Source organism: Janthinobacterium sp. 344 (assembly GCF_900112025.1).
In the GTDB taxonomy this organism is placed as follows: Bacteria; Pseudomonadota; Gammaproteobacteria; order Burkholderiales; family Burkholderiaceae_D; genus Janthinobacterium.
The window spans coordinates 106,739-118,904 of the sequence record NZ_FOKL01000010.1 but is presented as its reverse complement, the minus strand read 5'-3'; the positions used below and the strand labels follow the sequence as shown (position 1 = coordinate 118,904).

The following is a 12,166-nucleotide window of genomic DNA, read 5'->3' as shown; positions in this document are numbered from 1 at the left end:
ATGACGCCTGTGTGACAGGCTGCTATGATCTGCCACTGGCCCGCGATGCGATCGCGGTTCTTCCCCGTGCTTCCAGAAAGATGTCATGATCCGTCCACAACTGCTCGTCATCGCCGCCAGCATCATGCTGGCCCACGCCGCTCCTTCCGCCCTGGCCGCCGCCCCTGCCGCGACTGTCAGCGCCCAGAATCCCTTGCTGAAAGCCAGTCCGCTGCCGTTCCAGATGCCGCAGTTCGGCCTGATCAAGGATGAACACTATGCGCCGGCGTTTGCCGAAGGCATGAAACGCCAGCTGGCCGAAGTCAATGCGATCGCCAACAACCGCCAGCCGGCCACGTTCGAGAACACCATCGTCGCGCTGGAACGCACGGGGCAGTTGCTGCACCGCGTGCAAAGCATCTTTGGCAACATGACGTCGACCAACACGAACAGCGTGCTCGAAGCGGTGGAAGTGGATGTGTCGCCCAAGCTGGCCGCGCATGGCGACGCCATCGCCCTGAATCCGAAACTGTTCGCCCGCATCGACACCCTGTACGCCAAGCGCGACAAGCTGGGCCTCGACGCCGAATCCCTGCGCCTGCTCGAGCGCTACCACACGGATTTCGTGCGCGCCGGCGCCAAGCTGTCGGACGCGGATAAGGACAAGCTGAAAGCCTACAACGCCGAGCAGGCGGGCCTGGAAACGGCCTTCGCGCAAAACGTGCTGAAGGAAACGAATGCCAAGAGCATCATCGTCGACACGCGCGCGGAGCTGGCCGGCATGACGGACAGCGATATCGACACGGCCGCCGCAGCCGCCAAGGAACGTGGCTTGACGGGCAAGTTCGTCATCGCTCTGGTGAACACCAGCGGCCAGCCGCCATTGGCCGTGCTGACCAACCGCGCCACGCGCCAGCGCCTGATGGACGCGTCGCTGAACCGCGGCAGCCAGGGCGGCGAATTCGACAACCGCGCCATCGTGCTGAAGCTGGCGAAATTGCGCGCCGAACGGGCGACTTTGCTCGGCTACGCCAACTACGCCGCGTATGCGCTGGAAGACCAGACGGCCAAGACCACGACGGCCGTCAATACCCTGCTGTCGGAACTGGCGAAACCGGCTGTGGCCAACGCGCGCCGCGAGGCGGCCGACCTGCAGCAAGTGGTCGATGCGGAACAAGGCGGTTTCCAGGTGGCGGCGGCCGACTGGGCCATCTACACGGACAAGCTGCGCAAGCAACGTTTCAACTTTGATGAAAACGAGCTGAAACCGTATTTGGAATTGAACAGCGTGCTGAACAATGGCGTCTTCTTTGCCGCCAATAAACTGTATGGCATCAGCTTCAAGGAACGGAAGGACTTGCCGGTGTACAACCCGGACGTGCGCGTCTACGACGTTCTGGATGCCAACGGCAAGCCGCTGGCCCTGTTCATCGCCGACTTCTATGCGCGCGGCAACAAGCATGGCGGCGCGTGGATGAATGAATACGTGTCGCAATCGGCGCTGCTGGGCACGCATCCGGTGGTGGCCAACCAGTTGAACATTCCGAAGCCGCCGGCCGGCCAGCCGACCTTGCTGACGTTCGACGAAGTGACGACCATGTTCCACGAATTCGGCCATGCGCTGCACGGCATGTTCTCGAACGTGAAATACCCGCGCTTTGCCGGCACCAGCGTGCCGAGCGACTTCGTCGAGTATCCATCGCAAGTCAATGAAATGTGGGCCGTCTGGCCGGAAGTGTTGCAAAACTATGCCAAGCACTATCAGAGCGGCGCGGCCATGCCGCAGGAATTGCTCGACAAGGTGACGGCGGCGAAGAAATTCAACCAGGGTTTCATGACGACGGAATACTTGTCGGCGGCCCTGCTGGACCAGCGCTGGCACCAGCTGACCCCGGCACAGATCCCGACCGACGTGCTGGCCTTTGAGGCGGCCTCGCTGAAAGACGCGGGTGTCGATTACGCCCCCGTGCCGCCGCGCTACCGCACGACGTACTTCTCGCACAGCTTCTCGGGCGGCTACTCGGCGGCGTATTACGCCTACCTGTGGTCGGAAAAGCTGGACGCGGAATCGGTCAACTGGTTCAAGGAAAACGGCGGCCTGACGCGCAAGAATGGCGACTGGTTCCGCAATAAACTGCTGTCGCGCGGCGGCAGCGTCGATGCGCTGCAGCTGTTCCGCGACTTCCGCGGCCGCGACGCCACCGTGGAGCCGCTGCTGGAACGCCGTGGCTTGAACGCCAAGTAAGGCGTCCCCATCGGATGCTTGCGCTGCGTCGTCCCGGCGCACGCAAGCTTTCCGTGCCGGCGGCGTAGAATTGAGTAAGATGTCAGTAAGACGTAACCCAGGCAGTCGAAAGAGAATGATGAGTCAGCAAGATTTGAATGGCATTACCCTGGAAGCAATCGTGACGCGCCTGCAAGCCCACTACGGCTGGGATGGCCTGGCCAAGCACATCGATATCAATTGCTTCATCAGCGATCCCAGCATCAAGTCGAGCCTGAAGTTTTTGCGCAAGACCCCGTGGGCCAGGAGCAAGGTGGAACAATTGTTCCTGGACACGCAATTTACTGACTGACAGGAAGAGACATGGATAGCAAACTCAAGGAATCGTTACAACAGCTGCAATCGAGCATCGCGTCCGGCGATCCTGTGGATGAGGAACTGCATGGTTTGCTGCAGAAACTCGATGGCGACATCCAGCTGCTGCTGGAAAAGCGCGCCGCGCAAGAGCAGGACGCAGCAGAATCGACCACCTATGGTTTGGCCGAGCGCAGCCAGGAATTGTCGGCCAAGTTCGCCGTCAAGCATCCGAAGCTGGAGCCGGCGTTGCGGGAACTTGGCGAGATTCTCGCCAATATGGGGATTTGATCGGAGTCGATCGCTGTGCGCTGATCGGGGTCCGTCGCTACGCGATCGCAATGCGCCCCACTGGGGCGCGTTGCCCCGACGGGTCTGACCCCAAGTAATTGAAAAATAAACGTTTTTTGTACTGAAATCCAACAGTAAAAAGCAGGCCGTCAGGTTGGAAATGGCCAATTCCGGTACAATCCGTACCCTATGAGCTCCCCTACCAATTTATTTGCGACCGTTCCCAAGCGGTCTGCCCGCGCTGCCGTGGCGCCTTTCCTGCCGATGTCGCGTGCCGAGATGGACGCCCTGGGCTGGGACCAGTGCGACGTCATCCTCGTCACGGGCGACGCCTATATCGACCATCCGAGCTTCGGCATGGCCCTCGTCGGCCGCCTGCTCGAAGCGCAGGGGTATCGCGTCGGCATCATCAGCCAGCCGGACTGGCTGTCGGCCGACGCCTTCCGCATCCTCGGCAAGCCGCGCCTGTACTACGGCATTACCGCCGGCAACATGGATTCCATGGTCAACCAGTACACGGCCGACCGCAAGATCCGCTCCGACGACGCCTACACGGCCAACGCGGAACCGAACAAGCGCCCGGACCGCGCCGTCACCGTGTACGCCCAGCGCGCGCGCGAAGCGTATTCCGACGTGCCCATCGTCATCGGCAGCATCGAAGCGTCCTTGCGCCGCATCGCCCATTACGATTACTGGTCGGACAAGGTCCGCCGTTCCGTCTTGCCCGATTCCAAGGCTGATTTGCTGATCTTCGGCAATGCCGAGCGGGCGCTGGTCGACCTGACCCACCGCCTGGCCGCCGGCGAACACATCAAGGATATCCGCGACCTGCGCGGCACGGCCTTCATGGTGCCGGCCGGCTGGCTGCCCGGCGACGACTGGGGCGTGCACAATTCCACCCGCGTCGACGTGCCCGGCAAGATCGATCCGCACTACAGCCCGTATGAGATGGTGCAGGAAGACAAGACCGCCTGCGCGACCGAGAATGCGTCGAAATCGGCCGAAGTCATCAAGCCCATCCGCATCATGAGCCGCGAAGAGCGCCTGGCCATGGCCAAGGAAAAGCACGACAAGACGGTGGTGCGCCTGCCCGCGTATGACGTCGTCAAGGATGACCCCGTCATGTATGCGCACGCCTCGCGCGTGTTCCACCTGGAATCGAATCCCGGCAATGCGCGCGCCATGGTGCAGGCGCACGGCGAACGCGACGTGTGGCTCAACCCGCCGCCGTTGCCGCTGGCCATGGACGAGATGGATGGCGTGTACGACATGAATTACGCGCGCGCCCCGCACCCGAGCTATGGCAAGGCGCACATCCCGGCCTGGGAAATGATCCGCTTTTCCGTCAACATCATGCGCGGCTGCTTCGGCGGCTGCACCTTCTGTTCGATCACGGAGCACGAGGGCCGCATCATCCAGAGCCGTTCGGAACCGTCGATCCTGCGTGAAATCGAGCATATCCGCGATAAAACCAAAGGCTTTACGGGCACCATTTCCGATATGGGCGGCCCGACGGCGAATATGTACCGCCTGGCCTGCAAGGAAAAAGAGATCGAAGTGTCGTGCCGCCGGCTGTCCTGCGTGTACCCGTCCATCTGCGTCAACCTGGGCACGGACCACAGCAAGCTCATCTCGCTGTACCGCAAGGCGCGCGCCATTCCCGGCATCAAGAAAGTCTTGATCAGCTCGGGCTTGCGCTACGACCTGGCCGTGCGTTCGCCCGAGTACGTCAAGGAGCTGGTCACGCACCACGTGGGCGGCCTGTTGAAGATTGCCCCTGAGCATACGGAAGAGGGCACCTTGTCGAAGATGATGAAGCCCGGCATCGGCGCGTACGACGAATTCAAGGAAATGTTCGACCGTTTCTCGCTGGAAGCGGGCAAGAAGCAGTATCTGATCCCGTATTTCATCGCCGCCCATCCGGGCACGACGGACCTGGACATGCTAAACCTGGCCCTGTGGCTGAAGAAAAACAATTTTAAATTGGACCAGGTGCAGACCTTCATGCCCACGCCGATGGCCATGGCCACGACCATGTACCACACGCGCAAGAATCCCTTGCGCAAGGTAACAGCCGATTCGGAAGTGGTGGAAACGGCGCGCAGCGGCAAGATCCGCCGCACGCATAAGGCCTTCCTGCGCTACCAGGACCCGGCCAACTGGCCGATTTTGCGCGAAGCGCTGGTCAACATGGGGCGTGGCGACTTGATCGGCAATGGCGACAAGCACTTGATCCCTGCCTGGACCTCGTCCGAGTCGGGCGGCCTGGCCGCTGGCGAACGCAGCCGCCAGACGCATGGCGCCGGCACGCCGGACAAGTTCAAGGTCACGCCGGGCAAGAACCGCATCGCCCTCGGTGGCACGGCCGCCGCGCCGAAGGCCACGGCCGTCGAGTCGAAAGTGCGTCCATCGATCCTGTCGACCATCAAGACCAAGGCCAAGCCGGCCGCCGCGCCCGTGGGCCGTGGCGCCAAGCCGCCAGCCAAGGGCGGCACGCCGGCCCGCAGCGGGCGCCGCTAAGTTTTACTGCTGCATCCAGAACCCGGCCTGCGCGCCGGGTTTTTTTCTGCCCGGCCGCATCGCCACGCCGGCGTATTTATCTTGACATCAAGATAGTTCGCGCTCACACTGGAATTATCTTAATGTCGAGATAGTTTATGTCCACCTCTGTTCTCCGCCCCGCCTGGGGCGATATCGTGCTCACCGCGCTGGCGCCCCTGATCTGGGGTTCCACGTATATCGTCACGTCCGAGCTGCTGCCGCCGGACCGTCCCTTCACGGCCGCGCTGATCCGCGTCCTGCCCGCCGGGCTGCTGTTGCTGCTCATCATGCGGCGCCTGCCCGCGCGGCGCGACTGGGGCAGGGTGCTGATCCTGTCGGCGCTGAATATCGGCGTGTTCCAGGCGCTGCTGTTCGTCGCCGCCTACCGCCTGCCGGGCGGCCTGGCGGCCGTGGTGGGCGCCATCCAGCCGCTGCTGGTGATGGGCCTGGCCTGGGGCGTGGAAGGGCGCCGCCCGGCCCGCCTGGCCTTGCTGGCCAGCGTGCTGGGCGTGCTGGGCATGGGTGTCTTATTGTTGTCGCCGCGCACGGTGTGGGAACCCGTCGGCATCGCCGCCGCGCTGGGCGGCACGGCGTGCATGGCGGCCGGCACGTATCTGACGCGGCGCTGGAAGCCGGACTTGCCCGTGCTGGCGCTGACGGGCTGGCAATTGCTGCTGGGCGGCCTGATGCTGGCGCCCGTCGCCTGGCTGGCCGACGCGCCCTTGCCGGCGCTATCCCTGCAGCAAGTGCTGGCCTACGCCTACCTGTGCCTGGCCGGTGCCTTGCTGGCGTACGCCCTGTGGTTCCGCGGCATCGCCCGCCTGTCGCCCGTGGCCGTTTCCTCGCTGGGGCTGCTCAGTCCCCTGATGGCCGTCGTGCTGGGCTGGGCCTTGCTGGGGCAGGCCATGACGGGCTGGTCAATGCTGGGCTTGCTGCTGGTGCTGGCCAGCGTGCTGGCCGTGCAGTGGGCCAGCGCCCGCCCCGCAACAAACGCCTGACTTCTGCGCATTTCCCCTCGGCAGGCTGATCATATCGGCCTGCCCGTTTCCCTCTGGGCGTCCCCTTTTTGCTGCACCGCAGCTACAGTTTTGCTTGCACTGATATGGGGCATTGAGGCACTATTCGCTTCGCGCAAACGTTTGCGCACAAAGAATTTCCTAAAAAGCATGCCGTATACGTGCTTGACCAACAACTCTGGAGACGCTCATGACATCCCGTATTCGCCTGAAAATGATTGCTGCCGCTGTCCTGGTGTGTGCCTTGCCCGCCGTGCCGGCGATGGCGCAGACGCCAGCCAAACCAAAGGTGGCGCTGGTGATGAAGTCGCTCGCCAATGAATTTTTCCTGACCATGGAAAATGGCGCCAAGGCGCATCAGAAGGCGAATGCCGCCAAGTACGACTTGCTGTCGAACGGCATCAAGGACGAGACGGATACGTCGAGCCAGATCAAGCTGGTCGAGCAGATGATCGTTTCGCGTGTCAACGCGCTGGTGATCGCGCCGGCCGACTCGAAGGCGCTGGTGCCGGTGCTGAAGAAAGCCATCGATGCGGGCATCATCGTCGTCAACATCGACAACAAGCTCGACGCGGGCGCCCTGAAAGAGAAGGGCATCAGCGTGCCGTTCGTCGGCCCGGACAACCGCAAGGGCGCCAAGGTGGTGGGCGACTACCTGGCCAAGCAGATCAAGAAGGGCGACCCCGTCGGCATCATCGAAGGCGTGTCCACCACCTACAACGCGCAGCAGCGCACCCTGGGTTTCCAGGACGCCATGACGGCGGCCGGTGCCAAGGTCGTCAGCGTGCAGTCGGGCCAGTGGGAAATCGCCCCGGCCAACACGGTGGCCGCCGCCATGCTGAATGCCAACCCGAATATCAAGGCTTTGCTGTGCGGTAACGACAACATGGCCATCGGCGCCATTTCCGCCATCAAGGCGGCCGGCAAGACGGGCAAGGTGCTGGTCGTCGGCTATGACAACATCAACGCCATCAAGCCGATGCTGGCCGATGGCCGCGTGCTGGCCACCGCCGACCAGTTCGGTTCGCAGCAAGCCGTGTTCGGCATCGACACCGTCCTGAAAGCCCTGGCACAGAAGAAAAAACAGGCCGATCTCGGCGGCGTCATCGAAACCAAGGTCGAACTGGTCACCAAGGACGCCAAGTCCTGATCGTCTGATCCCGCCGGGGCCAGCGTCCGCATAGCCACTGGAGGGCGCGGCGCCGGCCCCGCCGTCTTTTTCCGCGGAGTTTTATCATGCCTACCGACCTACCCCCGGCGCCCTCGGCCGCCCTTCCCTTATTGACCCTGGATAACATCGGCAAATCCTATGTCGGCCCCGTGCTGGGCGGCGTGGGCTTGCGCTTCGCCCCCGGCCAGGTGCTGGCGCTGACGGGAGAGAACGGTGCCGGTAAAAGCACCCTGTCGAAGATCATCTGCGGCCTGGAGCAAGCCACGACGGGCACCATGCTGCTCGACGGCAAGCCGTACCAGCCCGCCTCGCGTGGCGCCGCCGAGGCGCTGGGCATCCGCATGGTGATGCAGGAATTGAATCTGATTCCCACCCTGTCGATCGCGGAAAACCTGTATTTGAAAAATCTGCCGCAGCGTTTCGGCTTCATCGACCGCGGCCGTCTGGAGCGCGACGCGCGCGAACAGATGGAGAAAGTCGGCCTGGGCGGCCTCGATCCGTGGACCTTGGTCGGCGAGTTGGGCATCGGCCACCAGCAAATGATCGAGATCGCGCGCAACCTGATCGGTGCCTGCCGCTTGCTGGTGTTGGATGAGCCGACGGCCATGCTGACGCACCGCGAAGTGGAATTGCTGTTCCTGCAGATCGAACGCCTGAAAGCCGAAGGCGTGTGCATCATCTATATTTCCCACCGCCTGGAAGAACTCAAGCGCGTGGCCGACCGCATCGCCGTGCTGCGCGACGGGCAGCTGGTGTGCGACGACGATATCGCCGGCCACTCCGCCGCCGACCTGGTCAGCCTGATGGTGGGCCGCTCGGCCGACGACGCCGTGGACCTGAGCGGGCGCACCTTGGGGGCGCCGCTGCTGCGCGTGCGGGGCCTGGCGCGCGGCAAGGTGGTCAACCCGACCTCGTTCGACTTGCGCGCCGGTGAAATCCTCGGCATCGCCGGCCTCATCGGCTCGGGCCGCACGGAACTGCTGCGCCTGATCTTTGGCGCCGACCGCGCCGACGCCGGTGACGTGTTCCTCGGCGACAGCGAAGTCCCCGCCGCCTTGCACTCGCCGCAGGCGGCCGTGCAAGCCGGCATCGCCATGATCACGGAAGACCGCAAGGGCCAAGGTTTGTTATTGCGCCAGTCCATCGCCGTCAACACGACCCTGGCCTCGCTCGATACCGTCAGCGGCGCGGGCTGGCTCAACGACGCGGCCGAAGCGACCGTGGCCGACGACTATATTCAACGCCTGGGCATCCGCTCGCGTAACAGCGCGCAAACGGTGGCGGAACTGTCCGGCGGCAACCAGCAAAAAGTGGTGATCGCCCGCTGGCTGTACCGCGACTGCCCCGTGATGCTGTTCGACGAACCCACGCGCGGCATCGATATCGGCGCCAAGTTTGATATTTATCAGGTGCTGGCCGAACAGGCGCGCCAGGGCAAGGGCCTCGTCATCGTGTCCAGCGACTTGCGCGAACTGATGCTGATCTGCGACCGCATCGCCGTCATGAGCGCGGGCAGCATCGTCGAGACCTTCGAGCGCGGCGCCTGGAGCCAGGACGCGCTGTTGTCGGCCGCCTTCTCCGGCTATTTGACCCCCACTTCCACTCCAGCAGCGGCCTGATCCGCCGGAAAGAATCCCATGACCACCCCTTCCTCTCCTTCGTATCTGCAGCGCAGCCTGGCCGACCTGAAAAACTATGCGGGCCTGATCGGCGCCCTGCTGGCCATGTGCGTGCTGTTCTCGTTTGCCAGCGAAAACTTCTTTACCTTGGCGACCTTGAGTACCCTGTCGAATAACATCCCGACCCTGGTCGTGATGGCCGTCGGCATGACGTTTGTGCTGATCATCGGCGGCATCGATTTGTCGGTCGGCTCCGTGATGGCGCTGGCCGCCTCCGTGCTGTCGCTGGCCGTCGTGCACTGGGGCTGGCCCGTGTGGAGCGCGGCCATGCTGGGCATGGCGGTCGCCGCCGCCTGCGGCGCGACGACGGGCCTCATTTCCGTCGGCTGGCGCATCCCTTCGTTCATCGTGTCCCTGGGCGTGCTGGAAATGGCGCGCGGCATGGCCTACCAGGTGACGAACTCGCGCACGGAATACATCGGCGGCGCCGTCGAAGGCATCAGCTCGCCGATCGTGTTCGGCCTGTCGCCCGCCTTCATCGCCTCGATCGCCATCGTCGTCATCGGCCACCTGGTGCTCACGCGCACGGTGCTGGGACGCCACTGGATCGGCATCGGCACGAATGAAGAAGCCGTGCGGCTGTCCGGCATCAACACCAAGCCGTCGAAGGTGCTCGTGTTTGCGCTGATGGGCTTTCTGGCCGGCGTGGGCGCGCTGTTCCAGGTGTCGCGCCTGGAGGCGGCCGACCCGAACGGCGGCGTGGGCATGGAGCTGCAGGTGATCGCCGCCGTGGTCATCGGCGGCACGAGCCTGATGGGCGGACGCGGTTCCGTCATCAGCACGTTTATCGGCGTGCTGATCATTTCCGTGCTGGAAGCGGGCCTGGCGCAAGTGGGCGTGTCGGAACCCGTGAAGCGCATCGTCACGGGCCTGGTGATCGTCGCCGCCGTGGTGCTCGATACCTACCGCCGCCGCGGCGAGCGTTCATAATACTGGCCCATGGCAACCATCAAACAAGTGGCGCAGGCGGCGGGGGTGTCGTTTACCACCGTGTCGCACGTGCTCAACAATACCCGTCCCGTCAGCGACGAGGCGCGCCGCGCCGTGCTGGCGGCGGCGGAGGCATTGCATTACGTGCCCAGCGCGCTGGCGCGCTCGCTGCGCAGCCGCAGCACGCGCACCATCGGCCTGATCATTCCCAACAATACGAATCCGTATTTCTCGGAAGTGGCGCGCGGCATCGAGGACAGCTGCTACGCGGCCGGCTACAGCGTGATCCTGTGCAATTCCGATGACGACCCCGTCAAGCAGCGCGAGTATTTGAACGTGCTGCTGACCAAGCGCTGCGACGGCTTGATCCTCTCCGCGCTGGCCGACAGCGACGGCGAGCTGCTGCGCAAGATGAAAGTGCCGGCCGTGCTGCTCGACCGCGCGCCCAGCGACCTGGCCATCGATGCGGTGGCCGTCGACAACCGCGCCGGCGGCGCGCTGGCCGCGCGCCATCTGCTGGGGCTGGGCCGCCGGCGTCTCGCCTGCATCGCCGGCCCCCGCGAAGTGAGCATTTCCAACGAGCGCATCGATGGCGCGCGCGGCGCCATGACGGCCGCGGGCGTGGCCCTGGCCGATGCCCTGTGCGTGCACAGCGACTTCAGCAGCGCGGGCGGCTATGCGGCCGCGCTCGATTTGCTGGCGCTGCCGACAGGCCAGCGCCCCGATGCCTTGTTCTGCTGCAATGACCTGATGGCGTTTGGCGCCCTGCGCGCCGCCGCCGAGCGGGGCATCGCCGTGCCGGCGGAGCTGGCCGTCGTCGGTTTCGACGATATCGACCTGGCCAGCTTCGTGCATCCGGCCCTGACCAGCGTGGCGCAAAATACGCGCGAGCTGGGCCATATCACGGCCGCCTGCCTGCTGGCCCGCATCGCCGACCCTGGCTTGCCGCGCCAGCAGCGCAGCATCGCCCCCGAGCTGCACGTGCGCGGTTCCAGCGCGGCGGCAGCACTACCTTTTTCCGCACCTTCTTCTTCACCTGCAACTGAACTGATGGGAATGACATCATGATCGTGGTTATCGGCAGCATCAATATGGACCTGGTCTTGCGCGTGCCGCGCATGCCCCTTCCCGGCGAAACCCTGACGGGCGGCGCCTTTAGAACGATTCCTGGCGGCAAGGGTGCCAACCAGGCCGTCGCTTGCGCGCGCATGAGCGGCAAGGTCGAGGCCGGCGGCCAGCAAGTGGCCATGATCGGCTGCGTGGGCGACGACGCCTTCGGCGCGACGTTGCGCGCGGCGCTGGTGGGCGACGGCATCATCGACAGCCACATCACCACCTTGCCGGGCGTGGCGTCCGGCATCGCCTCCATCCTCGTCGACGACAAGGGCCAGAACAGCATCGTCATCGCCGGCGGCGCCAATGATCTGCTCAGCCCCGCGCACATCGACGCGGCGCAAGGTTTGATCGAGCAGGCCGACATCGTCGTGCTGCAGCTGGAAACGCCGATGGACACCGTCGTGCACGCCATCAAGCTGGCCCGCTCGCTGGGCAAGACGGTGGTGCTGAACCCGGCCCCGGCCGCCAGCTTGCCGGACGGCGTGCTGGAACAGGTCGACTATTTGATCCCGAATGAAATCGAGGCGGCCATGCTGGCCGGCGTGGCGCCCGACAGCACGGATATCGCGGCCCTGGCCGCCGCGCTGCAAAAGCAGGGCAGCGACAATGTCATCATCACCTTGGGTTCCAAGGGCGTGCACGCGGCCCTGTATGGCGGCGACACCACCTTCCCGGCCGAAGCCGTGCAAGCCGTCGACACGACGGCCGCCGGCGACACCTTCATCGGCGGCTTTGTGGCGGGCCTGGCCTCCGGCATGGACGAGGCCGAAGCGATCGGCCAAGGCCAGCGCGCGGCCGCCTGGAGCGTCACCAAGCCCGGCGCGCAAACGTCGATTCCTTTCCTGCACGAATTGTTCTGAGCCAC

At 64.4% G+C, this 12,166-nt stretch carries 10 protein-coding genes; all 10 read left to right on the top strand.

Annotation, left to right across the window (positions count from 1 at the left end; translation table 11 throughout):
- The first annotated feature begins 85 nt into the window (after window positions 1-85).
- The 10 genes from BM193_RS23400 (at window position 86) to rbsK (ending at window position 12,161) form a co-directional block, all read left to right on the top strand.
- Window positions 86-2,224: a M3 family metallopeptidase gene (locus BM193_RS23400; RefSeq protein ID WP_092801461.1), complete on the top strand. Its 2,139-nt coding sequence runs from the start codon at window positions 86-88 to the stop codon at window positions 2,222-2,224.
- 118 nt (window positions 2,225-2,342) lie between these two features.
- On the top strand, window positions 2,343-2,555 hold the full coding sequence (locus BM193_RS23395) for a VF530 family protein (protein ID WP_092717418.1): 213 nt from the start codon (window positions 2,343-2,345) through the stop codon (window positions 2,553-2,555).
- Window positions 2,556-2,566: 11 nt separating this feature from the next.
- On the top strand, window positions 2,567-2,848 hold the full coding sequence (locus BM193_RS23390; RefSeq protein ID WP_092801458.1) for a DUF4404 family protein: 282 nt from the start codon (window positions 2,567-2,569) through the stop codon (window positions 2,846-2,848).
- Window positions 2,849-3,112: 264 nt separating this feature from the next.
- On the top strand, window positions 3,113-5,368 hold the full coding sequence (locus BM193_RS23385; protein ID WP_217638518.1) for a YgiQ family radical SAM protein: 2,256 nt from the start codon (window positions 3,113-3,115) through the stop codon (window positions 5,366-5,368).
- Between the two features lie 137 nt (window positions 5,369-5,505).
- Window positions 5,506-6,387, top strand: a complete 882-nt coding sequence (locus BM193_RS23380) for an EamA family transporter (protein ID WP_092801453.1) — start codon at window positions 5,506-5,508, stop codon at window positions 6,385-6,387.
- Between the two features lie 232 nt (window positions 6,388-6,619).
- Window positions 6,620-7,555, top strand: coding sequence for a sugar ABC transporter substrate-binding protein (locus BM193_RS23375; protein WP_254786394.1), 936 nt, complete (start codon window positions 6,620-6,622; stop codon window positions 7,553-7,555).
- 86 nt (window positions 7,556-7,641) lie between these two features.
- Window positions 7,642-9,195 (top strand): sugar ABC transporter ATP-binding protein, encoded by a 1,554-nt coding sequence (locus tag BM193_RS23370; RefSeq protein ID WP_092801447.1) that lies wholly within the window; start codon window positions 7,642-7,644, stop codon window positions 9,193-9,195.
- A gap of 18 nt (window positions 9,196-9,213) precedes the next feature.
- Window positions 9,214-10,185: an ABC transporter permease gene (locus BM193_RS23365; RefSeq protein ID WP_092801444.1), complete on the top strand. Its 972-nt coding sequence runs from the start codon at window positions 9,214-9,216 to the stop codon at window positions 10,183-10,185.
- 9 nt (window positions 10,186-10,194) lie between these two features.
- Complete coding sequence (locus tag BM193_RS23360) at window positions 10,195-11,253, top strand: LacI family DNA-binding transcriptional regulator (RefSeq protein WP_092801441.1); 1,059 nt, start codon at window positions 10,195-10,197, stop codon at window positions 11,251-11,253.
- Window positions 11,250-12,161 (top strand): ribokinase, encoded by a 912-nt coding sequence (rbsK, locus tag BM193_RS23355; RefSeq protein WP_092801436.1) that lies wholly within the window; start codon window positions 11,250-11,252, stop codon window positions 12,159-12,161. Before BM193_RS23360 ends, rbsK begins: the two co-directional genes overlap by 4 nt.
- Window positions 12,162-12,166: the final 5 nt, after the last annotated feature.